Below are 24,744 nucleotides of genomic sequence, written 5' to 3'. Positions count from 1 at the left end.
CCCCGGCAACCGGGCGGGGGCCCCAAGCGATGGCAGATAATCCGCGCGGCGCGATGTTTCGCGTCATCGTGCCGAACCAGCCCAGCCGCGTCACCAATGCCGAGCTGTTCTTCGATCTCGTCTTCGTCTTCGCCGTCACGCAGCTGTCGCATACGCTGCTGCACCACTTCACCCCTTTGGGGGCGGTGCAGGTCACGCTGCTGTTCCTCGCGGTGTGGTGGGTGTGGGTCTACACCACCTGGGTCACCAACTGGCTCAATCCCGACCTGACGCCGGTCCGCCTGCTGCTGTTCGTGCTGATGCTGGGCGGGCTGTTGCTGTCGACCTCGATACCGACCGCCTTCGAGGGGCGCGGGCTGTGGTTTGCAGGCACCTATGCGGCAATGCAGGTCGGCCGCACCGCGTTCTGGCTGCTGGTGACGCCGCGGCAGCGGACGGCGGTGCGCCACAACGCGATCCGCATCCTGACCTGGCTGTCCTGCTCGGCCGTGCTCTGGGTTCTCGGCGGCTTTGCCGAGCACGAGACGCGGATGTGGCTGTGGATCGCGGCGCTGACAATCGAATATGTCGCGCCGGCCGCCCGCTTCTGGACCCCGGGGCTCGGCTTCTCCTCGATGGAGGCCTGGTCGGTCGAGGGCGGCCACATGGCCGAACGCTGCGCCGGGTTCATCATCATCGCACTCGGCGAGGCCATCGTGGTCGATGGCGCGACCTTCGCCGAATTGACCTGGACGCCGGAGAACGTCGCCGCGTTCATCTCGGCGCTGGTCGGCAGCATCGCGATGTGGTGGATCTATTTCCACAAGGGCGCCGAGGCCGGCTCGGAGATGATCTCGAAATCCGAGCAATCCGGCCGCGTGGCGCGGATCGCCTACACCTATCTGCACATGCCGATCGTCGGCGGCATCATCCTCACCGCGGTCGCCGACGAGCTGGTGCTGAAGCACCCTGGCGGCCATTCCGATCTGAAGACGATCGTGAGCTCGGTCGGCGGTCCCGTGCTGTTCCTGGTCGGCACCATCCTGTTCAAATTCGTGATCCGCAACTTCCTGCAGCTCTCGCACGGCGTCGGCCTCATCGCGCTGGCGATCACCGCCTATTTTGCTCACGACATGTCGCCACTGGTGCTCTCGCTCGTCACCACCGCGATCATGATCATGGTCGCGGCCTGGGAGTCGATCTCGCTGCGGTCGACGGAAGGTGAGGAGTAGTGCGCCCATGCGCCGGATCGCAGCCATCGCGCTTGTTCTGACGGCGGCCGTTATCGCTGAGGAAGTGACACGGGGCACTCTGCTCGGCTTACGGCCTCTATGGCCCCTTTGCGACACGATCGGAGGCAAACATGCCACAAATGCGGTTAGCACGCGTTGCTTGACGCGTGTGTGCTACTGGCTCGGTGATTGCGGGCAATGGGCCGCGCCTGTGGATTGGACGAACCGAGTTGCGCCGGGCGATCCCGTCTCGAAGCTGGTGCTGTGGCTGGGTGAACCGGAGCGACGGGACGGTGCCGATCTTCTCTGGTCCTATGGCAAGGGTGGCGACGGCATGTTCAGGGCGGTGATCGCGGACGGACACCTGGTCAACCTGCAAGACGAGAAGACACAGGCCCCCCTACGTGGAGCGCAGCAGCGTCAGCAATGATTCTCGCATCACCTACCTGCGAGCGGCGGCAGTCGCCACGAGGTGCTGCCAATAAACGAACAGCGGTGCGCCGATCAATTCGAGCGCGGTGAAGCCGATGAACGGGATCGGCGGGGCGCCGACCATCACGATCGACAGCAGCCGGCCGACGCCGCCGAGGAAGATGCCGCCCCAGACCACGCGGAACAGCACGCTCTCGCTTTCGATGCGTGGCACCAGCCAGATCAGCGCGAGACCAAGGCCGAGCCAGACCCCACCGAAGAAGCGCAGATTGCTGTCCAGCACCGGCAGCGCCGGGACGCCCGACGAGGCGTAGAGCGGGTCGCTGACGCCGAGCATCGTGATGATGCCGGTCAGGATCGGGACGAGGGCGAGCAAGCCCGTTGCGATCTGCAGCCCGCGCCTGCCCATGGTCGTTGCCCCATCCCCTCGGTTCTGGTCCTGGCTAATCGGCGACCAGTGCGTGCACCGAGAACATCGTGTTGGCGTCGGTCCAGCTGTTGCGCACCGTCCAGCCGGCGCTGCGGGCCAGCGCGGTGAAACGCTCGAGCGAGTATTTATAGCTGTTTTCGGTGTGAATGCTCTCGCCGGGGCGGAATGCGAAGGTGTTGCCGAGGATGCGCACGGTCTGCGCCTTGCGGCTGATCAGGTGCATCTCGATGCGATGGCGGTCGCGGTTGTAGATCGAGCGGTGGGTGAAGCCCGAGAGGTCGAAATTGCCGCCGAGCTCGCGGTTGATGCGCACCAGCACATTGAGGTTGAAGCGCGCGGTGACGCCGGCCGCATCGTTATAGGCGTCGTACAGCACGCGTTCGTCCTTCTCGAGGTCGACGCCGATGATCATCTGCGCGCCGTGGCCGAGGATTTTTCGCGCGCTGCGCAGGAAGGCCAAGGCCTCGCTCGGCTCAAAATTGCCGAGCGTCGAGCCCGGGAAGAAGCCGACCTTCGGCATGCCGGCGACGGCCTCGGGCAGCGCGAACGGCGTGGTGAAGTCCGCCGCGACCGGGTAGATGCCGAGACCGGGGAAATCCTTGCGCAGGCCATCGGCCTGGGCCTTGAGGAAATCGCCGGAGATGTCGACCGGCACGTAAGCTGCGAATTCGCAGTGCTCGAGCAGCAGGCGCACCTTGGTGGTCGCGCCGGCGCCGAACTCGACCAGCGCAGCACCTTCCGGAATGATCGCGGCGATCTCGTCGCCGCGGTCGCGCAGGATGCCGAGCTCGGTGCGCGTCGGATAATATTCCGGCAGCACCGTGATCTGCTCGAACAGCTCCGAGCCGGTGGCGTCGTAGAAATATTTCGGCGACAGCCGCTTCGGGTGACGGGCGAGATCGCCGATCACATCGCCGGCAAACGCCGAGGTCGCTTCGTCGAACGGATACGCTTTGGCCAAAGCGGCGGCATGCACATTCATGATACTCTCCCGAACGCGCTTACCGGCGCGATATTGATGTCGACAGGACTCAATCAGGCATAGTCGGCGAGGCGTAACCCCGTGAATTGCCAGCGATGGTGCGGATAGAAGAAGTTGCGGTAGGTGACACGGCTATGACCCGATGGCGTCGCCAGCGACGAGCCGCGCAGCACCAGCTGGTTGACCATGAACTTGCCGTTGTATTCGCCGAGCGCGCCCTCGATCGCGCGGTAGCCCGGGTACGGCGAATACGAGCTGCGGGTCCATTGCCAGACGATGCCATAGGCATCGTTGAGCAGACCGGCGCGGGCGGCGACCTCCCATTCCATCTCGGTCGGCAGATGCTTGCCGGCCCAGCGGGCGAAGGCGTCGGCCTCGTAATAGCTGACATGGCAAACCGGGGCTGCCGGATCGATCGGCTGCAGGCCGCCCAGCGTCATGATCTTCCATTCGCCGTCGATCTCGCGCCAGTGGCCGGGCGCCTGCCAGCCCTCGTTGCTCACGGCGCCGAAGCCGTCCATCAGCCACAGCGTGGCGGTGGAATAGCCGCCGTCCTTCATGAAGGCGAGCCAGTCGGCATTGCTGACGAGGTTCTTGGCGAGCTTGACCGGACCAACCAGAGCGCGATGCGCGGGCTTCTCATTGTCGAAATGAAAGCTGTCGTCGGCGTGGCCGACGGTGTGGATGCCTTCGTTCAGCGTCAACCATTCCTCAGTGCCGCGCTGCGATGCCGGGAAGCGCCAGGCCGGATCGTAGGCCGGCGGGATCGGGTTCTGGGCGAAGGCATGCAGGATGTCGGTGACCATCAGCTCCTGATGCTGCTGCTCGTGATTGAGGCCGACCTCTACCAGCGGCACCAGCGCCTCGAGCTTGTCCGCTGCGGCGGTCTGGAAGAATTTCACCACTTCGGCGTCGACATGGCAGCGGTAGGCGGTGACTTCGTCGGCGGTCGGGCGGGTCAGATGGCCGCGCTGGTGGCGGGCGTGCCGGGGACCGGCGCTGACATAATAGGAATTGAACAGATAGGCGTAGTCCGGGTGGAACGGCGTGTAGCCCTTGACGTGCTCGCCGAGCAGAAACTGCTCGAAGAACCAGGTCGTATGGGCGCGGTGCCACTTGGCGGGGCTCGCATCCGGCATCGACTGGATCAGCTGGTCTTCCGCGGACAGCGGCGCGGCCCGGCGCTCGGTCTCGTCACGGACCGCGCGATAGGCATCCACCAGGCGCTGGGCTGACGACCCGGATTCGGAGGACAATGACGGGGAGGCGCCGGGAATGGCGGCCGCGGCAGAGGCTGGTTTCGTCAACGATGGTCTCCGATTCAAGGGGAGAACGTTGCTTCGGCAAACTGGTTCCAGACGGACAGTTCGTCCTAGATAGGGGTTCGGTTACAGGAAAAAAGCCTCCCCCCATGATGATATTGGGATCGTCAGGTAATCCCGGCCCCTTTTGGGGCGCCGCCCGGCTCCTGCCGCATGCCAGATTTCCGCCATTTTGCTTTGGATGCACAATGGTTTGAGCTACATATATAGCCAGTCACGGGTTAGAAGGGCGGGCCGGTCCGTTAGGGCTTGAGAGCGCCGCCCCCGAAGGAAGCGAAAATGAGCATCGAGCAATTCATCGACAACGAAGTGAAGGCGAACGACGTCGTGCTGTTCATGAAGGGCACGCCGCAATTCCCGCAGTGCGGGTTTTCCGGTCAGGTCGTGCAGATCCTCGACCACATCGGTGTCGGCTATAAGGGCCTCAACGTTCTTGAATCGGCCGAGCTGCGCGACGGCATCAAGGTCTATTCGAACTGGCCGACGATTCCGCAGCTCTATGTGAAGGGCGAGTTCGTCGGCGGTTGCGACATCATCCGCGAGATGTTCCAGGCCGGTGAATTGCAGCAGCTGTTTGCCGACAAGGGCATCCCGGTCGACGTGGTTGCCTGACCTTGAGCGCGCGCCAGATCGGCAAGGCGCGGCTCGACGTCATCGTTACCGACATCACGACCCTGCGCGTTGACGCCATCGTCAACGCGGCCAATTCGTCGCTGCTCGGTGGCGGCGGCGTCGACGGCGCGATCCATCGCGCTGCGGGCCCGGAGCTGCTCGCCGAATGCCGCACCCTCCATGGCTGCAAGACCGGTGATGCCAAGATCACCAAAGGGTATGAGCTGCCTGCCAAGCACGTCATCCATGCGGTCGGCCCGGTGTGGAATGGCGGCACCCAAAACGAGGACGCGCTGCTCGCATCCTGCTATCGCCGCGGCATCGAGCTTTGCCACGCCAACCGTCTCGGCTCGGTCGCATTTCCTGCCATCTCGACCGGCGTCTACCACTTCCCGCCGGACCGCGCCGCCGGTATCGCGGTCAAGGCCGTCGTCGATACCCTGGCGGCGGCACCCGACCTCACGCATGTGATCTTCTGCTGCTTCTCGGTCCAAAGCGGCGAGCTTCATCAGAAGGTCCTGGACACCCTCGGTAGCCCTTGTGCCTGATGATACCGCCGCTACACTTCCTTGTGATTTTCGGGGAGGGATAAACCGTATGAGTTTATTTGGATTTTGGCGGGCGGTCGCGGCCGCCGCGCTGTTGCTTGCGGCGCCGCTGGCCCGCGCCGAGGGCACCTATGAGATTCCGGCGGGTGCGCATTTCAATCCCGACAAGCTCGCCAAGATCGGCGAATTCTTCAAGAACGAGGTCGCGACCGGAAAGATTCCCGGCGCCATCGTCCTGATCCAGCAGCACGGCAAGCCAGTGTATCACGAATCCTTCGGCGTGCAGGACGTGGTCAGCAAGGCGCCGATCACGGACAAGACCATCTTCCGTCTGGCTTCGATGACCAAGGCGATCACCGCCGTGGTGTCGATGCAGCTTCTGGAGGATGGCAAGTACAAGCTCGACGATCCGGTCTCGAAATACATCCCGTCCTTTGCCAATATGAAGGTCGGCGTCGAGAAGAAGGCCGAGGACGGCACCAAGACGCTCGAGCTGGTGCCGCTGGAGCGGCCGATCACGATCCTCGACCTGATGCGGCACACCTCCGGCATCACTTACGGCTTCTATGGCGATAGCCTGGTCCGCAAGGCCTACAAGGAAGCCAACATCTATGGCGGCGATTTCGACCTCGCCGAATTCGCCGAGCGGATCGCCAAGCTGCCGCTGCACAACCAGCCCGGCGCGCTCTGGCAATACGGCCATTCCACCGACATTCTGGCCCGCGTGATGGAAGTGACGACCGGCAAGCCGCTGCTGACGATCGAGCGCGAGAAGCTGCTCGATCCGCTCGGCATGAACGACACCCGCTTCTTCGTCACCGATCCCGAGAAGCAGAAGCTGATGGCCGAGCCGATGCCGAACGACAGCGATTTCCGGGTCGGCCGGGTCAACGATCCGACCAAGGTCAAGAAATGGGCGTCCGCCAGCGGCGGCATGGTCTCGACCATGGCGGATTATTCGCGCTTCGCGCAGATGCTGCTCAATGGCGGCACCCTCGACGGCAAGACCATTTTGAAGCCCGAGACGTTCAAGCAGCTGACGACCGACCAGGTCGGCCCGGGCTCCGGCGTCGGGCGCGACGTTTTCTACTTCCCCGGCGACGGCTTCGGTTTCGGGCTCGGGATCGGGGTGCGCACCGATCCCGGCAACGCCAAGCCGCCGCCGCCCGGCGATCTCGGCGAACTGAAATGGGATGGCGCCAGCGGCTGCTATTTCGTCATCGACCGCAAGCAGGACTTCTTCTTCATCCTCCTGGAGCAGACGCCGACCGAGCGCCAGCGCGTCCAGCGGACGCTGAAGCTGCTCGTCTATGAAGCCATGGAAAACTAGAGCGTTTTCGAGCGAAGTGGATACCGGTTCGCGTGGAGAAAACGCGTCAAAACAAAGGAACAAGAGCATGACCGGATTCAACCGGTCATGCTCTTACATGCGTGGGTGCCGCGCAGTCGTCGCGGCACTCGCGGTCGCGTTCGTCGCAACGGGTGCGAAGGCCGGCGCCGCGGGGCCGGCCGCGCACAGCTTCTCGCCGGAAGGCCTCGCCAAGGTCTCCGACTATGTCAGGAACGAGATCGTAACCGGCAAGATTCCCGGCGCGATCCTGCTGCTGCAGCAGCACGGCAAGCCGGTCTATTACGAGAAGTTCGGGGTTCGCGACGTCGCCACCGAGCTCTCGATGAGCGCGGATACCATCTTCCGCCTCTATTCGATGTCGAAGCCGATCACCACCGTCATCGCGATGATGCTGGTCGAGGAAGGCAAGCTCGCGCTCAGCGATCCCGTGTCGAAATACATCCCGGCCTTTGCCGGCATGAAGGTCGGCGTGGAAAAGCGCGGCGATGAGGGCAAGGCGACGATGATGCTGGCGCCGCTCAAGCGTCCCGTCACCATCGAGGACCTGATGCGCCACACCGCCGGCCTGCCGTACGGCTATTACGGTGGTGGTATCGTGAACACGACCTACGCCGATGCTGGCCTGTTCAACAACGATCCCGACAATGCCGAGTTCGTGGCGCGGCTCGCGGCGCTGCCGCTTGCTGAGCAACCCGGTACGCAATGGGACTACGGTCATTCCACCGACGTGCTCGGCCGCATCATCGAAGTGATCACAGGGAAATCCCTGTTTCAGGTCGAGAAGGAGCGGCTGCTCGGTCCGCTCGGGATGAACGAAACCGCGTTCTATGTCGCCGACCGCGCCAAATGGCCGCTGGTCGCCGAGCCGATGCCGAAGGATCGCACCATCAGTCCGGTGGCCGAAATTCGCGACCCGCGCAAGCCGCTGCGCTGGGAATCCGGCGGTGGCGGGATGGTCGGCACCATCGGCGACTATGCTCGCTTCTCGCAGATGCTTCTCAACGGCGGCAGCTATGACGGCCGGCGCTATCTGAAGCCGGAGACCATCGCGCTGATGGCGTCGGACCATATCGGTCCGGAGACCGGGGTCGTGCGCGACAAGAACTATTACCCGGGTCCGAACTCCGGCTTCGGCCTAGGCTTCGCGGTCCGCACCTCGGTGCCGCCGAACACGTCGTGGCCATTGGGCGAGTATCGCTGGGACGGTGTCGGGGGCACGTTCTTCTTCATCGATCCCGCAGACGATCTGTTCGGAATCTTCATGGTGCAGACGCCATCACAGCGCGGCCGGATCCAGCAGGAGCTCAAGCTGCTGATCTACCAGGCGATGGGGCGCTAGAGGTGGTGGGCGGAGGTGGTCATGCAGGCAATGACATTCACCTTCCGCAAGCTCATCCTGGTGGCCGTCACGCTTGCCGCGGTGGCCGCGTGTCGGCCCGTTCTGGCCGAAGAACGGGGTGATGCCGACGTCGTGCAGCGGATCGACCACGTCGTAAACGGCCTGAGGACGGCGATCGTCGTCGATGGCGATGCGCCGATGACGTTGTCCGATCGCATGAACGAACTGCACGTTCCCGGTGTCAGCATCGCGGTGATTCATGGCGGCGCCATCGAATGGGCGCGCGGTTTTGGCTCTGTCGCCATCGGCGGTCCGCCCTTGGTGCCGGAAACGCTGTTCCAGGCGGCCTCGATCAGCAAACCGGTGACCGCCATTGCCGCGCTCGCGCTCGTTCAGGCCGGCAAGCTCGATCTCGATGCCGACGTCAACGTCGCGCTCAAGAGCTGGAAGATCCCGCACCATCCGTATTCCCAATCCCAGGTGACGGTTCGGCGGTTGCTGAGCCATACGGCCGGAACGAACGTGCCCTTCTACCCGGGCTATCAGGCCGGCCAGCCGGTCCCCTCGCTTGTCGAGATCCTCGACGGCAGGCCGCCTGCGAACACTGCGCCCGTTCGGGTCGAGCACGAACCCGGCAAGCAGACTGAATATTCCGGCGGCGGCTACACGATCGTCCAGCAATTGCTCATCGACGTGACGGGGCGGCCGTTTCCGGCGCTGCTCGATGACATTGTCTTCAAGCCGCTCGCCATGACGCATTCCAGCTTCGCGCAGCCATTGCCTGCGGCTCGTTTGCCGATGGCCGCGACGCCGTACCGGGCGGACGGCGCGCCGGTGCCCGGAGGGGCGCATGTCTATCCCGAGCTGGCCGCGGCGGGATTATGGACGACGCCGAGCGATCTCGCCCGTCTCTTGCTCGCCCTGCTGGATTCGTTGGCCGGTCGGAGCAATCCCGTTCTGTCGCAATCGATGACGGCCGAGATGCTTTCGCCGGTTCTGGGCAGTGCCGACGGGCTACCCCCCGGGATAGGACGACGTGGGATGGGCTGGCTGGTTCGCGGCTCGGCGCCCAACCGGCAATTCTGGCACAACGGGGTGAACGAGGGCTTCATCGACACCATGGTCATTTTCGAGAATGGCGATGGCGCTGTTGTCATGACCAACGGCTGGGGCGGGCGGATCCTCGTCGACGAAATCCTGCGCAGCATCGCGGCCGAGTACGGCTGGCCGGATCGTCAGGCCAAGGTCGGGAAGCTCGCCACGGTGAGCCCGCAGGCGCTGGACCGTCTGGTCGGGACCTATCGGTTCACGCCCGAATTTTCGATCCACGTTACAAGGGAAGGAGATCGCCTGTTCAGCGAGGCGACAGGGCGGGAGCGGCGCGAAATCTTCGCCGCCAGCGATCGCGAGTTCTTTTTCAAGGTCGTCGATGCCGTGCTGTCATTCGACACGGACGGTCAGAACGCGGCAATGCAAGTGACCCTTCACCAGGAAGGAACCGATTACGTCGGAAAGCGGTTGCCGTAGTCTGGTAGCCCGGATTTTGTGGAGCTCCATCCGGGCTGTGGGGGCTACGCCGCGCGCACGATGTCCCTGACGTGGCCGATCATCTCCTCGATCATCGCCGCCGTGACATCGAGATGCGTGCAGGCCCTGATCCGGCCATCCATCATCGCCAGCGTCACGCCGCGCTTGCGCAGCTCGGCGACCATTTTGTCGCCTGATACGCCGGCGCCGTCAGGCTTGAAGAAGACTAGGTTGGTCTCCGGCGCCTGCACGGCGATGCCGTTGATCTGCGACAGCCCGCGCGCCAGCGCCCGTGCATTGGCATGGTCGTCGGCGAGGCGGTCGACGTGGTGATCGAGTGCATGGATGCAGGCGGCGGCACAGACGCCGGACTGCCGCATCGAGCCGCCGAGCCGCTGCTTCCAGCGCCAGACGTCGTCGATGAAGGCGCGGGTGCCGGCGATCACGCCGCCGATCGGCGCGCCCAGGCCCTTGGAGAAATCGATCCAGGCGGAATCCCAGCCCGCGGTCATGTCGCGCGGCGAGATGCCTGACGCCACGGTCGCATTCAGCAGCCGCGCGCCGTCCATATGGGTGATAAGGCCGTGCGCCTTGGCGATGCTCACGACCTCGTCCAGCGCGGCCTTCTTCCAGATCGTGCCGCCGCCGATATTGGCGGTCTGCTCGACGCTGACGAGCACCTGCGGCGGCTGGTAGCGGGTGCGCGGATGCAGCGCGGCGCGGAAGGTGTCCGGCGTGAACTGGCCGTCGTCGCCCGAGAGCTGCGTGATCTGGAAGCCGCCGAGCGCCGCATGCGCGCCGCCCTCGCGTGCGATGATGTGCGCGGTGGCGTGCGCCAGGATCTCGTCGCCGGGGCGGCAATAGGCCAGCGTCGCCGCGACGTTGCACATCGTGCCCGACGGCATGAACACGGCGGCCCCCTTGCCGAGCAGATCGGCGACGCGGGCGCAGAGCTCATTGGTGGTCGGATCGTCGCCAACCTGCTCGTCGCCGACCTCAGCCTTCGCCATCGCCTCGCGCATCGCCGGCGTCGGCCTGGTCTGGGTGTCCGACAGCAGGTTGATGCGGACGGGCGGCGCCTTCGGATCGGGCGGGGCAGGGGTGTAGTGCATGATGTCTCTCTCGGTCGATGTGTGCTGACTTTAGCCAAACAAAAAGGCCCCGGCAAAACCGGGGCCTTTCGGATCTCGCATGCGTGCCGTGATCAGCGCGAATAGAATTCGACGATCAGATGCGGCTCCATCTGCACCGGGAACGGCACGTCGCCGAGCGCCGGGATGCGGGCGAACTTCGCGGTCATCTTGCCGTGATCGACCTCGAGGAAGTCGGGCACGTCGCGCTCGGGCAGCTGGGCGGCTTCCAGCACCGGGGTGAGCTGCTTGGAGGCTTCCTTGACCTCGATGCTGTCGCCGACCTTCAGCTTGTAGCTGCCGATGTTGACCTTGCGGCCGTTCACCTTGACGTGGCCGTGGTTGATGAACTGGCGCGCGGCGAACATCGTGGCGACGAACTTGGCGCGGTACACCACGGTGTCGAGACGGCGCTCCAGCAGGCCGATCAGGTTCTCGCCGGTGTCGCCCTTCAGGCGGCTGGCTTCGACATAGATGCCGTGGAACTGGCGCTCGGAAATGTTGGCGTAGTAGCCCTTGAGCTTCTGCTTGGCGCGGAGCTGCACGCCGAAGTCGGAGAGCTTGCCTTTGCGGCGCTGGCCGTGCTGGCCGGGGCCGTATTCGCGGCGGTTCACGGGGCTCTTCGGGCGGCCCCAGATATTCTGGCCCATGCGGCGATCGATCTTGTACTTCGCCTCACTGCGCTTTGTCATCGCGTCCTCTTTGTATAGCCGTCGCTGCGTCGCGCCCGGCGTTTTGTCAGTTTCAGGTTTGAGGAGACGCGCCCTCCTGTGTACCGGCCAAAAGGCCTGTACCGACAGGTCCGCCTCGAAAGCTCGGGGAGAACCACGGGTCGCGAAACGCATCGCGGGCCGAAACCGGCCCGCGAGCAAGGGTGGTCTTAAGGAGAAAGTCCGGGTCTGTCAAACAAAACGCGGGGCGGTTTGGGCCGAATCGACGCCAAAATCGGCTGTTTTCGCCCCTCAAAGCCTGGTTGCCGCCGCCCGGACCGGCCGAGTGCCGGTTTCCGGCCGGATCGCGCCCAATTCGGGGGCAATCACGCCGCTCAATACCTGCTCGAGCCGGGCCAGCGTCCGGGCGATCAGCGCCGCGTCGCAGACCAAATGGTCCCAGCGCAGCACCACATCGACGGTGTGATCCGGCTTGATCACGCCATAGCTCAGCAGGAATGGGCCCGGGCTCAGCGCGTGCAATTTACCCGCGCAATCGCCACCATGCCGACGCTGCGCGGCAGCTCATAGAGGCACGGCCAGGGCCATTTGACGTGCAGCGTGCGCAGGGTCGGCTCGGTCTTGGCGACCAGCGCGAACGCCTTGACGAAGATCGCGGCCCAGCCGGGTGCCAGCGCGGGCCTCGACCACGGCGCGGACATTCAGGGAGCGTGTCAGGGAAACGAACGGCACGCCGGCCGACGCGTACATCAGATCGGCGACGGGACGGCGCGGCAATGAAATTCGACGAAATCGACCGCGCATCCGTTCAGTTCAAGTCCCTATAAACCGGCAAAATATCAATGTCCGGCGAGCGCAAATTGTCGCTCGCCGTACCTGAAGTTCAGATGAACCAACTGGCGGTAAGCCAATTGGTTCTGCTCACGGCGCCGGTTTTGCCAGGGGCTCGCCGGCCTTGACCACGTAGACCCCGAGCACCTTGAGCGGCTTGTCGCCGGAGGCCTTGGCGTCGTGCACCGCACCTTCCGGGATCTGGTAGGAATCGCCCGCCTTCACTTTCAACGGCGGCTGGCCGTCGATCACAAGTTCGAGCTCGCCTTCGAGCACATAGCCGGTTTCAGCACCGGGATGGCTGTGACGCCCCGACGCGCCCCCGGCCGGAACCTCGGCGATCGCGGTCACCGTGTTGTAGCCCGCCGGGAAATCGACCTTTTGCAGCGGCGTGCGCTTGATGCCGCTCTGCTGCGCAACAGCAGCGCCGGCACCGGCAAAGGCAATCACGGTGAGACCAATCAGCAATTTCCTGAACATGCATTTCCTCCCAAGGCGCCAAAGCCTAGCAGCGCGGACTCGCGGCGGAAAGCCTGCGAAGTGTGATGTGCGCTTGCGACGTTCGGATAAGTCCGTTCATCTCGCGGCGCGAACCACCCGAGTTTCTGCATCATTTGTCCGCCCTCGATTATCAGAGGGCGCAGGGAAAGCCAGGTGCCGATCGCACCCATGGGTCCCGTGCAACAAAAAGCACGGGAGGTAGGACCACAGGTGTAACCGGGAACTCCGGCTTTCCCCGCGCGATGGGTTACGGCTTATACGTGCTCTCCCCGGCGAGACTGGGCTTCCTTGTCACCGCCCTCGCAAAACGCTTTCGCATATTGCGACGAGACACCTGCCGCTAGGGCGTCAGGACCACACGATTTCGCCGTCCGCATCGATCACGCTTCGTCGGTCGTGACCTCAGCGTCCACCGCATCTCACCGCAACACCCGTGACGATGCGCAAGCGCCCCTCGATCGGGTGAGACGGGCAAATCTATACACTGAGTTGGGTGTGCCGATAAACAGAAATATTTTTGACGACGGGTCTTGCCACGTCGGGCAACTCAGTGATCGCGATTTCGGGCGACGCCGGCTCGTTGCGCCGTACCCGCAGCGGGCCGAGTTCCGGTTCGTGCAGGCCGTTCAATTCGCGTGAGACAATGTGCCGCGCAGCCTGCCGCGCTCAAGCTGCATGGCCCCGACGTGCGAGCCTTTGGCGGCGTCGTGAAGTCCTTCGAAGCCGACGAGTTCGCTGGTGCTGACCGAGAGGTGCTCGCTTATTTTCAGGTTCACAACTGGAGAGTGCGATTGATCTGCCGAGACCAAGTGCTTGAAGTCAGGACAAGAACTTCCCCGGCGACAACGCCGGTTTGATTTGCACGGCGAGATCGTGGCGCGGATTTGCCGACGTGCAAATTTTCGCTTGTTTTTCCAAGAAGGCAATGATGCCCGCGGCATCGGATTGATGGAATTGGGACATCGTTCGTTAAGGCTGCACGCCTTGGGGTTGAGATTGGCACAAAGTGCACATGCCACGCATAACACGTTGCGCTATCGTTTGATCTCAAAGCGAAACAGCTCGTGACAACGTCCGGCGGGACGGATCACGCGCCGCATGGGCGGCTGCGCACGCGAGCGCTCGGGTAGATGGCGACGAGGAGAGAAAGGGAAGAAGGCCTGACGCAATCAACGCTGCCGAAAAGTGCAGCATCAAAAAATGGAAGGGCGCGACAATGCAATCGAGCACGACGTTCGATCACCGAGAAGCCAATCCTGCGATCTTCAAGCCTGCGATCTTCGGCAAGATCTTCCGCGTAGCACTCAACGAAATCACCGACCCATCGAGAACACAGGGTTTTTGGGACTGTTGCCCGCGGTAATGCGCGAACAGGTGTATCGCCATGTCCCGGGCCGAGATCGCTTCCGCTGAAGCAGAGCCGGACGACCGCATGCAGACCGACGACATGGTCTGGATTCCCGGCGGCACGTTCCGCATGGGATCGGACCAGCATTATCCCGAGGAAGCGCCGTCGCATCGCGCGTCGGTCGATGGTTTCTGGATCGACCGCACGCCGGTGACCAACGCCCAATTCCGCGACTTCGTGCGGGAGACCGGCCACATCACGTTCGCCGAGCGGCCGCCCGATCCCGCGCAATATCCGGGCGCGCTGCCGCACATGCTCTATGCCGGCTCGCTGGTGTTTTCTCCGCCGCGCCGCGTCCACACCCTGCGCGACTGGAGCCAATGGTGGACCTACCTGCGGGGCGCGAACTGGCGTCGCCCCTATGGCCCGCGCAGCAACATCAACGTGCTCGGCAGCCATCCCGTCGTCCACGTCGCCTATGCCGATGCGCTGGCCTACGCCAAATGGGCCGGCAAGGAGCTGCCGACCGAAGCGGAGTGGGAGTTCGCGGCACGCGGCGGGCTCGAGGATGAGGAATATGCCTGGGGCAATGCCCTGACGCCCGGCGGCAAGCACATGGCCAATACCTGGCAGGGCAATTTCCCGCTGCAGAATCTCTGCGAGGACGGTTTTGACCGGACCTCGCCGGTGACCGCGTTCCCGCCGAACGGCTATGGCGTCCACGACATGATCGGCAATGTCTGGGAGTGGACCGCCGACTGGTGGTCGGCCCGCCATGAGGCCGATGCCGCGAAACCTTGCTGCATTCCGCAGAATCCGCGCGGCGGCCGCGAGAGCGCGAGCTACGACCCCGCCCAGCCGGCGATCAGGATTCCCCGCAAGGTCCTGAAAGGCGGCTCGCATCTCTGCGCGCCGAACTACTGCCGCCGCTATCGCCCGGCCGCGCGCCATGCCGAGCCGGTCGATACCTCGACCAGCCATGTCGGATTCCGCTGCGTGGTGCGGTCGTCGCCAGCCGTTTCTCACCCGCCGAAATGAAGGCCTTTGCAATGTAAGGAGTTTCTTATGAGCAACGACGCCGACAACAACAAACAGGCCGACAAGGCTATCGACCGTCGCAATCTCTTGCTGGGCACATCCACCCTGGTGGCCGCGGCGACATTGACGTCCGATGCGTTCGCGCAGGCGCAGAAGGCAGCGCCTTCGTCGGCTGCAAGTCCGTCCCCTGCGGCGACCTCGGGCCGCAAGCCGAATATCCTGGTGATCTGGGGTGACGACATCGGCATCGCGAACATCAGCGCCTATTCGAATGGCTTGATGGGATACGAGACGCCAAGCATCGACCGCATTGCGCGCGAAGGCCTCAAGATGCAGCATTATTACGGCGAGCAGTCTTGCACGGCCGGCCGCGCTGCGTTTCTCACCGGCCAGCATGGTATTCGTTCCGGTCTGACCAAGGTCGGCTTTCCCGGTGCGCCAATGGGGATGAGCCAGCTCGATCCGTCGGTCGGCGGTCTGCTCAAGAATCTCGGCTATACCACCGGTCAGTTCGGCAAAAATCACGTCGGCGACCGCAACGAATCGCTGCCGACTGTGAACGGCTTCGACGAGTTCTTCGGCAACCTCTACCATCTCAATGCCGAGGAAGAGCCGGAGCTGCCCGACTATCCCAAGGATCCGGCCTACCGCGCCAAGTTTGGCCCGCGCGGCGTCCTGCGCTGCAAGGCGACGGATCGTGACGATCCCACGGTCGATCCGCGGTTCGGCAAGATCGGCAAGCAGACCATCGAGGATACCGGCGCCCTGACCAAGAAGCGCATGGAGACGGTCGATGACGAAACGTCCGCGGCGGCGATCGATTTCATCAAGCGGCAGCAGGCGGCCGGCAAGCCGTTCTTCTGCTGGTTCAACGCGACGCGCATGCATCTGCGAACGCATGTGCGCGCCGACCACCGGGGCCGCTACACCCACGGCGACAGCGAATACATTGACGGCATGATGGAGCACGACGACACCGTCGGCTCACTGCTCAAAGCGCTGGACGATCTGGGAATCGCGAACGACACCATTGTGGTCTATTCGAGCGACAACGGGCCCCACATGAACACCTGGCCCGACGGTGCCATGACCTGGTTCCGCTCCGAGAAGAACACCAATTGGGAGGGCGCTTTCCGCGTGCCCTGCCTTGTCCGCTGGCCCGGTGTGATCAAGCCCGGTACGGTCAGCAACGAACTCATGAGCCACAACGACTGGATCCCAACGTTATGTTCGATCGCCGGCGAACCCGACATCGTCAACAAGCTGAGGGCTGGCTACACCGCGAACGGCACCAGCTACAAAGTCCATCTCGACGGCTATGACCAGTCGGCGTTCCTCCGCAACGTCAGCGGGACCGCCGCCAACAACAACGGCACCAAGAGCGCGCGCGACAAGTTTTTCTACTCGGACGATGATGGCCTGTTGGTGTGCTTCCGGCAGGGCGACTACAAATACGTCTTCTCCGAGCAGCGCAAGGAAGGGACGATGGGGCTGTGGGCCGAACCCTTCACCACGCTCCGCCTGCAGAAGATATTTAACCTGATGCAGGACCCCTTCGAGCGCGCCGACATCACCTCCAACACCTTCTGGGACTGGAATCTGAATCATGTCGGCAGCGCCTACGGCATGATGGATGAGGTGTTCCAGTTCGTCGCGACGTTCAAGGAGTTTCCGCCGCGCGCCTTCCCGCCGAGCTTCAATCCCGCCAACATCCTGGAAGGCATGATGGATGGGATCAAGCAGAAGAAGGCGCTAATCGAAGGAATGGATGTCGACAAGGTCCGCGCCGGACTGAACCGGATCATCCAGCAGCAACTGCAAAATCGCTAACTCTGCGCACCCGGCTCATCCTTCGGTGAGCCGGCCTGCAGTTTCTCGACCGTCGCTACAGCCTTCTGAAAAGTAAGGAGTGTCGAATGAGCAATGAAACCAGGAACAGGAGCCAGACCGAAGCGGAACAGGCGATCAATCGTCGAAATCTGCTGCTCGGTACATCCTCGCTGGTCGCAGCAGCGGCGTTGACATCGGACGCGCTGGCACAGGCGCAGAAGGCTGCCCCGGCGCCGGCTGCAAGTCCGGCCGCGGCGGCGGCCTCGGGGCGCAAGCCGAATATTCTTATCATCTTCGGCGACGATATCGGCCAGACCAACCTGAGCGCCTATTCATTCGGCCTGATGGGCTATCGCACGCCGAATATCGATCGCGTTGCCAAAGAAGGCATGATGTTTACCGACTATTATGCCGAGCAAAGCTGCACGGCAGGGCGATCATCCTTCATCACCGGCCAATGCACGTTGCGAACCGGCCTCTCGAAGGTTGGCGTCCCCGGCGCGACCGTTGGCCTGCAGGCTAGGGACGTCACGATCGCCCAAGTGCTCAAGCCGCTGGGCTACGCCACCGGCCAGTTCGGCAAGAACCACCTTGGCGACCGCAACGAATATTTGCCGACGGTGCACGGCTTCGACGAGTTCTACGGCAACCTTTATCACCTCAACGCCGAAGAAGACCCCGAGAACTGGTTCTACCCGAAAGACCCCGGCTTCTTCGACAAGTTCGGACCGCGCGGCGTGTTGCGTTGCAAGGCATCCGACCGCGACGACCCGACCGAGCAGCCACGCTGGGGCAGGGTTGGCAAGCAGACCATCGAGGACACCGGGCCGCTCTCCAAGAAGCGCATGGAAACCATCGACGATGAGACGTCGGCCGCGGCGGTCGATTTCATGCGGCGTCAGGTTCAGGCGAACACGCCGTTCTTCTGCTGGTTCAACTCCACCCGCATGCATTTCCGCACCCATGTGCGGGCGGAGCATCGCGACAAGCCGGGCCTGACTTCACGGACCGAATATGCCGACGGGATGATCGAGCACGATGCGACGATCGGCACGAACCTCAAGGCCCTGGACGATCTCGGCGTCGCCAATGATACGATCGTTCTCTACACGACCGACAACGGCCCGCATCAGAACTCCTGGCCGGACGCCGGCACGACGCCGTTCCGCAGCGAGAAGAACACCAACTGGGAAGGCGCGTTCCGCGTGCCCTGCATGATCCGCTGGCCGGGACGAATCCAGCCGGGTTCGGTCTCGAACGAAATGATCAGCGGACTCGACTGGTTCCCCACACTCATGGCCGCGGCCGGCGATACGGAGATCAAGCAGAAGCTGCTCAACGGCTATAACGTCGGTGGCAAGACATTCAAGGTTCACCTCGACGGTTACAACCAGCTTCCATATCTCACCGGCCAGCAGGATCGCGGCGCCCGCAAGGAATTCATCTACTTCAACGACGACGGCGATGTCGTGGCGATGCGTTATGAGAACTGGAAAGCGGTGTTCGAAGAGCAGCGCGTCAACGGCACCATGCGGATCTGGGCGGAGCCGTTCACCAAGCTGCGGGTGCCGAAATTCTTCAATCTGCGTTCCGATCCGTACGAACGTGCGGACGTCACCTCGAACACTTACTACGACTGGTTCATGTCGGACGCTGCCGGCGCATTCCTGGCGTCCTCGGCGGTCGTCGGAGACTTTCTCGCGACTTTCAAGGATTATCCTCCGAGCCAGCGGCCATCGAGCTTCAGCATCGACCAGCTGGTCGAGAAGATGCAGAAGAGCTTTGAGGTGACCCAATAGGCATGAAGCTCAACGAGAGGCGGTAGGGGAAATCCGTTGCGGATTGCAGTGATGGCTGGATGCACAGGACTGAACCGACGAGCGGCCGTTGCGGCGCTCGTCGCTCTCGTGCTGTGCAGCGTTGTCGGTGCCCGTGCCCAGGCCGACCCGCTGCCGTCCTGGAACGACGGCGCGGCAAAGCAGGCGATCACCGATTTCGTCGCGCGGGTGACGACGCAAAGCGGGGCGGATTTCGTCCCGCCGGCGGAGCGCATCGCCACTTTCGACAATGACGGCACGCTGTGGACCGAGCAGCCACTCTATTTCCAACTCGCCTTCGCGTTCGACCGCGTCAAGGCGATGGCGCCGGAGCATCCGGACTGGAAGACGCGGCAACCCTTCAAGGCGCTGCTGGAGAAGGACACCAAGGCGCTTGCGGCCAGCGGAGAGAAAGGGCTGTTGCAAATCCTGGCGGTCACGCATGCCGGCATGACCACGGAGGCGTTTGCGCAGTCCGTCCGCGACTGGCTCGCGACGGCAAGGCATCCGCGGTTCAACCGTCCCTATGACAGCCTGGTCTATCAACCGATGCTGGAGCTGCTGGTTTATCTCAGGGCCAACGGCTTCAAGACCTTCGTCGTCTCCGGCGGCGGCGTCGAGTTCATGCGGCCGTGGATGGAACGGGTCTACGGCATTCCGCCGGAGCAGGTGGTCGGCTCGTCGGGCGTGGTGAAATTCCAGATCGGTGCTGACGGCAAGCCGGTGCTGATGAAGGAAGCCAAGGTCGAATTCATCGATGACGGTCCGGGCAAGCCGGTCGGGATCAACCGCTTTATCGGTCGCCGTCCGATCTTCGCGTTCGGCAACTCGGATGGCGATCTGCAGATGTTGCAATGGACCGCGGCGGGGCAGGGCGCGCGCTTCGCCGGCATCGTGCACCACACCGATGCCGCGCGCGAATACGCCTATGACCGGCAATCGAAGATCGGCAAGCTCGACAAGGCGCTCGACGCGGCCATTGCGGGCGGCTGGACCGTGGTCGACATGAAGCAGGATTGGAAAGAGGTCTTTCCGCCCCTGGCCACAACAGGTGCTGCGAAGGAGGCGAAGCCATGAGCGGCTACGACATCTTCGCCTGGATCGTGCTGCTTATCCTGGTCGCGAGCGCGATCAGTATGTTCTGCATCGCCGGCTGGTTGCCCGGGCATATCGCGAAATCCCGCAATCACCCTTACGCGCAGGCCGTGACCGTCGCCGGCTGGATCACCTTGATCTGCGGCTTTGCGCTGTGGCCGGTCGCTTTCGTCTGGGCCTATGTCGACGTGCCGGCGCCGCACCGGGCGGAAGATGCGTGATGGGTGTCGCGATCTTCAACACCTATCTGGTGCTGCTGTTCTTGCTGGTGCAGTTCAGGATCGTGCGCTTCAACCTGTTCTGGAAAGCGTCGCCCTTCGTCGTGCTGGTGCTCTTGCTGTTCGGCCTGCTGGTGCCGATGGGTTGGGGCGCGCCGCAGGGCTCGGCGCTGGTTGTGCGCAATGCGGTGTCGATCGTCCCCGACGTCGCGGGCGAGGTGACCGAGGTGCCCGTCGTCGCCAACACGCCGCTGAAGGCGGGCGACATTCTCTTCAAGATCGATCCGACGCCCTACGACGCACAGGTCAAGGCGATCGAGGCGCAGCTCAAGCTGTCCAGGACGCGGCTCGCCCAGATGACGACGCTCTACGAACGCGATGCCGGGCGCGGCTTTGACGTCGAGCAGCGGCAGTCCGAGGTCGATCAGCTCAGCGGCCAGCTCGAGGCAGCACAGTGGAACAGCGACAAGACGGTGGTCCGCGCGCCGGCCGACGGTTACGTCACCAACCTCGCGCTGCGCAAGGGCGCGCGGGTGGCGAACCTGCCGCTGTCGCCGGTGATGGCGTTCATCGACACCTCGAGCACGATCATCGGCGTCGAGATCAACCAGATCGATGCGCGGTATGTCGCGCCGGGACAGGAGGCCGAAGTCACGTTCAAGTTCGCTCCCGGGCAAATTTATTCCGGCAAGGTCGAAAGTGTGTTGCAGGCGATCGCGACGGGTCAGACCCAGACCTCGGGTACGGCCGTGGCGCCGAAGGCGATCGAGGCTGCGCCATTCGTCGTGCGTGTCAAGCTCGACGATGCTGCCTTCGCCGACCGGCTGCCCGCGGGCGCAACCGGCACGGCGGCGATCTACACGGAGCATCTCAAACCGACGCATGTCGTGCGGCGCGTGATTCTGCGCCAGGTCGCGATCGTCAATTACGTCAATCCGTTCTGAGGGGAGCGGATTGACAAATGCAGGGAGCAGTACGGGTGAGACACATTTCCAAAGCGATCACGGCGGCATTCTGCGTATCGACGGTTCTGGCTGCGCCGAGTTCGCCGGCTGCCGCGCAGCAGGCGGCCACAGTTCTCGGCGTGACGCCAGACGAGAAGACCGTCGCCGATGCCTATATCTATCTGCTCGGGCGCGTCCTCGTGATCCGCCAGGAGCACATAGATCGCAAGGGTGAGGGCTTCGCCTACAACAAGATCAAGTACAATCCGCTCGGCTCGGCCGATTTCGTCAACCCGAACTTTGATGTTGCCTATCTGGAGGCGTGGTTCGCGGTCGACGACAAGACGCCTGTCATCCTGGAGGTACCCGAGATCAAGGGGCGCTACTACACCGCGCAGATTCTGGATGAGTGGGGCGAGGTCATCGCCAATATCAACGAGCGCATCTTTCCGACCAAACCATACGGCAAGTTCGCTCTGGTGAAGCCGGGTTCCTCCGCAAAGATCCCCGCTGACGCCGGCCGCATCGAGCTGCATTCCAGCAAGGCGAAAATGCTCGGCCGCGTCGAGTTGAAGGGCGATCCGGATGGTGCCGTGAAGCTTCAGCGTGCGTTCACCGTGACAGCGCTCGGGAAGCCGGCGATTGCGCCGCCTCCGGCCATTCCGATGTTCAGCAATGTGGACCTGATTGGCGTCGAGATTTTCGACGACGTCGACGCCAAGCTCGGGAGCGCGCTCGATGTCTCGCCGAACGCCGCCGAGATGCAGCAGAAGGTCCGCGCCGTCGCGGCCTATGTCGCGTCCGGCAAGGAGGCGCGCGCATCGATCGATGCGCAGCTCAAGAAGGTCTCGACGCAGTTTCGCGAGGATGCCCTGACCAAGACCGCGCCATACGTGAATCATTGGCTGTGCGCGTCGTCCGGTGGCAACTATGGCGCAGGCTATCGATTGCGCTCGTCGGCCAACTATGCGGGGATCTGGGCGAACAACCCCGCCGAGGTCGTGTACTTTCCGGCGACCCGCGACGCCAATGAGCAGCCGCTCAATGGCAGCAACAGCTATGTCATGCACTTTCCGGCCAATGGACTGCCGCAATCGGTAGTCGATGCCTACTGGTCTGTCATCCTGGTCGGCGTGCCGGACTATCGTGTGGTGCAGAATCCCCTGAAACGATACAACTTTAACAATCACTCGCCGTTGGTGAAGGAGGCGGATGGTTCGCTGAAGATCGGCATCGGAGCGAAGCCGGTGGCCGGCGTTCCCGAGGCTAACTGGCTGCCGGCCGCCGACGGCAAGCCGTTCTCGCTGACATTCCGGACATATGTGCCGAAGGAGCCGGCAAGGACGTGTGAATGGACACCGCCGGCTCTGACAAAGGTCAATTGAGTTTTCGGGGGCCGGACGGATTGCCGGCGCCCGGAGCAGATTCTCGTTCTACGTGCAAGTAGTGGAGTTGGTTCATGATGATCAGGAAGATTGGCTTTGGCTTGGTGGCGTTCACCCTGATCACGAGCGCACAGGCTGAGCCGCCCGCGGACGGCGCTGTGCCGGTCACGGTCGACAACTTCATTCGCGCCGAGTCGGACCTCTATCTCGGCAACATCGCCCGGGAGAACGGCTTCGGCAGGTTCAATCATAATCGTGAACCCGCTTCTCTCGACAAGCAGGCTGTCATCCGCCTCAACCGCGACACGCTCTACTCCGGCGCGGTCTTCGATCTCGACGCGGGACCGGTCTCGATTACGCTGCCGGATGCAGGCAAGCGATTCATGTCGATGGAGGTGATCAATCAGGATCACTACGTCGTGGAGGTTGACTATGGCGCCGGCACCCGGACCTTGTCGAAAGACAAGGTCGGCACGCGCTACGTCGTTGTCGCCATCCGCACGCTGGTCGATCCAACGGACGCCAAGGATGTCGATGCGGTCCACAAGCTTCAGGACGCCATCAAGGTCAGCCAGAAGACTGCCGGCAAGTTCGAGGTGCCGAACTGGGATCCGGCCAGCCAGAAGAAGGTCCGCGATGCGCTGCTCGTGCTGGGCTCCACCATTCCCGACTTCAAGAAGGCGTTCGGCACCAAACAGCAGGTCGATCCTATCAGGCATCTGGTCGGGACCGCGTCCGCCTGGGGCGGCAATCCCGACAAGGACGCGACCTATCTCAACATCACGCCCGCGAAGAACGACGGCACCACCGTCTACAAGCTCAAGGTCAAGGACGTGCCCGTGGACGGCTTCTGGTCGGTCAGCGTCTATAACGAGCAGGGTTATTACGAGAAGAATTCCGACAACGCCTATACGCTGAACAACCTCACCGCCAGGCGCAGTGACGACGGCGCGATCGCGATCCAGTTTGGCGGCTGCGACGGCAAGATTGTGAACTGCCTGCCGATCACCAAGGGCTGGAACTACACGGTCCGGCTCTATCGGCCGCGCGCCGAAATCCTGAACGGCAAGTGGAAATTCCCGGAGCCGCAGCCAGCGAGCTGATGCGAATCCGTTACGATGTCTTGAACGAGGTGGGGAGGTTCAGATGACAATGGTCAAACGTCACAAGCGTGCGGTGCTTGGCATTGTTGGCGCACTGGCGCTGTCGGCGATGCCGCGCACGGCGTTGGCCGACGCCGGTGGACTGAGCTTCTGGCTCCCCGGCGCGTTCGCAAGCCTGACGGCGGCGCCGGCGATGCCCGGTTGGGCCTATGAGACGATCTATATCCACCTGGATCAAAGCGCCAACGCGAGCAAGAATTTCGTCATCGGCAACCGCGTGCCGGGATCGGTCGTCGCCGGTCTCAACGCGCATGCGGACGTGCTGATTGAAGGCTTCACCTATACTTGGGCACAGGCCGTGCTAGGCGGGCAGGCGGCGGTGACCTTCCTGACCGCGCCGGGGAACATCGGTGTCGGTGTCGACGCGACGCTGACGGGCCCGCGGGGCAACACGATCTCGGGCGTCGCAACCGACAACCGCACGACGATCTCTGATGTCTTCTACCAGGGCACGCTGAAATGGAATCAGGGTGTCAACAACGAGATGTTCTACATTTTCGGCAACATCCCGAGCGGGACCTATGACAGCACCCGCCTCGCCAATCTCAGCTTTGGATTTGTCGCGATCGACGTTGGCGGCGCTTACACCTATCTCAATTCGGAATCCGGCCAGGAGTTCTCGGTGCTGGCCGGCGTCACCTACAATGGAATGAACAAGGATCTGCAATACCAGAACGGCATCGACTTCCACCTCGACTGGGGACTGTCGAAGTTCGTCGCCAAGAATGTCCATGTCGGCGTCGCCGGCTACTATTTCCAGCAGCTCACCGGCGACAGCGGAGCCGGCGCCAAGCTCGGCGATTTCAAGGGGCGCGTCGCCGGTATTGGCCCGCAGGTCGGATTCATCTTTCCCGTTGGCGAGGGCTATCAGGGCTATCTGAACCTCCGGGGCTACAAGGATTTCGCCGCCGAGAACCGCGCGGAGGGATGGACGGCCTGGGTGACGTTCCAGCTCTCGACCGCCGCGCCGCAGACCGCGCCGGCGAAGCCGATCGTGCGGAAATATTAGGGGAGGCGGA

Annotated in this window: 22 protein-coding genes and 1 pseudogene; 16 read left to right on the top strand and 7 right to left on the bottom strand. The window is 63.3% G+C overall.

Annotated features, from left to right (window positions below; genetic code table 11):
• The first annotated feature begins 29 nt into the window (after positions 1–29).
• Complete coding sequence (locus WDM24_RS27145; RefSeq protein WP_338827891.1) at positions 30–1,211, top strand: low temperature requirement protein A; 1,182 nt, start codon at positions 30–32, stop codon at positions 1,209–1,211.
• Positions 1,212–1,218: 7 nt separating this feature from the next.
• Complete coding sequence (locus WDM24_RS27140) at positions 1,219–1,641, top strand: hypothetical protein (protein ID WP_338827889.1); 423 nt, start codon at positions 1,219–1,221, stop codon at positions 1,639–1,641.
• A 12-nt stretch (positions 1,642–1,653) separates the two neighbouring features.
• Here the strand turns inward: WDM24_RS27140 and WDM24_RS27135 are convergent, their stop codons facing one another.
• Genes WDM24_RS27135 through egtB form a run of 3 tightly spaced genes read right to left on the bottom strand, consistent with a single transcriptional unit; the run spans position 1,654 to position 4,362 of the window.
• The gene (locus WDM24_RS27135; RefSeq protein ID WP_338827887.1) at positions 1,654–2,052 is read right to left on the bottom strand and encodes a DUF4345 domain-containing protein; all 399 of its coding nucleotides are present in this window, start codon (positions 2,050–2,052) and stop codon (positions 1,654–1,656) included.
• Positions 2,053–2,086: 34 nt separating this feature from the next.
• Entirely contained in the window at positions 2,087–3,055 is a 969-nt protein-coding gene (egtD, locus tag WDM24_RS27130) for an L-histidine N(alpha)-methyltransferase (RefSeq protein WP_338827884.1), read from the bottom strand.
• A gap of 53 nt (positions 3,056–3,108) precedes the next feature.
• Positions 3,109–4,362, bottom strand: coding sequence for an ergothioneine biosynthesis protein EgtB (egtB, locus tag WDM24_RS27125; protein WP_338827883.1), 1,254 nt, complete (start codon positions 4,360–4,362; stop codon positions 3,109–3,111).
• Between the two features lie 294 nt (positions 4,363–4,656).
• Here egtB and grxD point away from each other — a divergent pair, with 294 nt between their 5' ends.
• From grxD to WDM24_RS27100, 5 genes are all read left to right on the top strand, one after another.
• Entirely contained in the window at positions 4,657–4,989 is a 333-nt protein-coding gene (grxD, locus tag WDM24_RS27120) for a Grx4 family monothiol glutaredoxin (RefSeq protein WP_166298133.1), read from the top strand.
• Positions 4,986–5,537, top strand: a complete 552-nt coding sequence (locus WDM24_RS27115) for an O-acetyl-ADP-ribose deacetylase (protein WP_166307171.1) — start codon at positions 4,986–4,988, stop codon at positions 5,535–5,537. The genes grxD and WDM24_RS27115 overlap by 4 nt, the downstream gene beginning before the upstream one ends.
• Before the next feature lie 49 nt (positions 5,538–5,586).
• Positions 5,587–6,867: a serine hydrolase domain-containing protein gene (locus WDM24_RS27110; protein ID WP_338827881.1), complete on the top strand. Its 1,281-nt coding sequence runs from the start codon at positions 5,587–5,589 to the stop codon at positions 6,865–6,867.
• Positions 6,868–6,964: 97 nt separating this feature from the next.
• Positions 6,965–8,227, top strand: a complete 1,263-nt coding sequence (locus WDM24_RS27105; RefSeq protein ID WP_338832453.1) for a serine hydrolase domain-containing protein — start codon at positions 6,965–6,967, stop codon at positions 8,225–8,227.
• Positions 8,228–8,248: 21 nt separating this feature from the next.
• Positions 8,249–9,754: a serine hydrolase gene (locus tag WDM24_RS27100; RefSeq protein WP_338827879.1), complete on the top strand. Its 1,506-nt coding sequence runs from the start codon at positions 8,249–8,251 to the stop codon at positions 9,752–9,754.
• Positions 9,755–9,798: 44 nt separating this feature from the next.
• Here WDM24_RS27100 and WDM24_RS27095 read toward each other — a convergent pair whose 3' ends face one another.
• From WDM24_RS27095 to WDM24_RS27080, 4 genes and pseudogenes are all read right to left on the bottom strand, one after another.
• On the bottom strand, positions 9,799–10,866 hold the full coding sequence (locus WDM24_RS27095; protein ID WP_338827877.1) for a threonine aldolase family protein: 1,068 nt from the start codon (positions 10,864–10,866) through the stop codon (positions 9,799–9,801).
• 92 nt (positions 10,867–10,958) lie between these two features.
• A complete protein-coding gene (gene rpsD / locus WDM24_RS27090) occupies positions 10,959–11,576 on the bottom strand; it encodes a 30S ribosomal protein S4 (protein ID WP_029081651.1) in 618 nt (205 codons plus the stop codon).
• A gap of 270 nt (positions 11,577–11,846) precedes the next feature.
• Positions 11,847–12,359, bottom strand: a pseudogene (locus WDM24_RS27085) (hypothetical protein).
• A 117-nt stretch (positions 12,360–12,476) separates the two neighbouring features.
• Positions 12,477–12,866, bottom strand: a complete 390-nt coding sequence (locus WDM24_RS27080; protein ID WP_166206948.1) for a cupin domain-containing protein — start codon at positions 12,864–12,866, stop codon at positions 12,477–12,479.
• A 1,405-nt stretch (positions 12,867–14,271) separates the two neighbouring features.
• Here WDM24_RS27080 and WDM24_RS27075 point away from each other — a divergent pair.
• From WDM24_RS27075 to WDM24_RS27035, 9 genes are all read left to right on the top strand, one after another.
• The gene (locus WDM24_RS27075) at positions 14,272–15,273 is read left to right on the top strand and encodes a formylglycine-generating enzyme family protein (protein WP_166298123.1); all 1,002 of its coding nucleotides are present in this window, start codon (positions 14,272–14,274) and stop codon (positions 15,271–15,273) included.
• Between the two features lie 27 nt (positions 15,274–15,300).
• Positions 15,301–17,103 carry an arylsulfatase gene (locus WDM24_RS27070; RefSeq protein ID WP_338827875.1) on the top strand — a complete coding sequence of 601 codons (1,803 nt, stop codon included), beginning with the start codon at positions 15,301–15,303 and terminating at the stop codon, positions 17,101–17,103.
• Positions 17,104–17,189: 86 nt separating this feature from the next.
• Positions 17,190–18,902: an arylsulfatase gene (locus WDM24_RS27065; protein WP_338827873.1), complete on the top strand. Its 1,713-nt coding sequence runs from the start codon at positions 17,190–17,192 to the stop codon at positions 18,900–18,902.
• 51 nt (positions 18,903–18,953) lie between these two features.
• Positions 18,954–19,997, top strand: coding sequence for an HAD family hydrolase (locus tag WDM24_RS27060; protein WP_338827872.1), 1,044 nt, complete (start codon positions 18,954–18,956; stop codon positions 19,995–19,997).
• Positions 19,994–20,236 carry a DUF3302 domain-containing protein gene (locus tag WDM24_RS27055; protein ID WP_338827871.1) on the top strand — a complete coding sequence of 81 codons (243 nt, stop codon included), beginning with the start codon at positions 19,994–19,996 and terminating at the stop codon, positions 20,234–20,236. The genes WDM24_RS27060 and WDM24_RS27055 overlap by 4 nt, the downstream gene beginning before the upstream one ends.
• Positions 20,236–21,177, top strand: coding sequence for an efflux RND transporter periplasmic adaptor subunit (locus WDM24_RS27050; RefSeq protein WP_338827870.1), 942 nt, complete (start codon positions 20,236–20,238; stop codon positions 21,175–21,177). The genes WDM24_RS27055 and WDM24_RS27050 overlap by 1 nt, the downstream gene beginning before the upstream one ends.
• 35 nt (positions 21,178–21,212) lie before the next feature.
• Complete coding sequence (locus WDM24_RS27045) at positions 21,213–22,562, top strand: DUF1214 domain-containing protein (protein WP_338827869.1); 1,350 nt, start codon at positions 21,213–21,215, stop codon at positions 22,560–22,562.
• A gap of 74 nt (positions 22,563–22,636) precedes the next feature.
• On the top strand, positions 22,637–23,665 hold the full coding sequence (locus tag WDM24_RS27040; RefSeq protein WP_338827867.1) for a DUF1254 domain-containing protein: 1,029 nt from the start codon (positions 22,637–22,639) through the stop codon (positions 23,663–23,665).
• A 43-nt stretch (positions 23,666–23,708) separates the two neighbouring features.
• Positions 23,709–24,734 (top strand): SphA family protein, encoded by a 1,026-nt coding sequence (locus tag WDM24_RS27035; RefSeq protein WP_338827865.1) that lies wholly within the window; start codon positions 23,709–23,711, stop codon positions 24,732–24,734.
• The last annotated feature ends 10 nt before the right edge of the window (positions 24,735–24,744 follow it).

The sequence above is a fragment of the Bradyrhizobium sp. 27S5 genome (assembly GCF_037217225.1).
GTDB lineage: Bacteria > Pseudomonadota > Alphaproteobacteria > Rhizobiales > Xanthobacteraceae > Bradyrhizobium > Bradyrhizobium septentrionale.
Note: the sequence above shows the minus strand (reverse complement) of the source record. Positions and strands in the feature narration are given on the sequence as shown.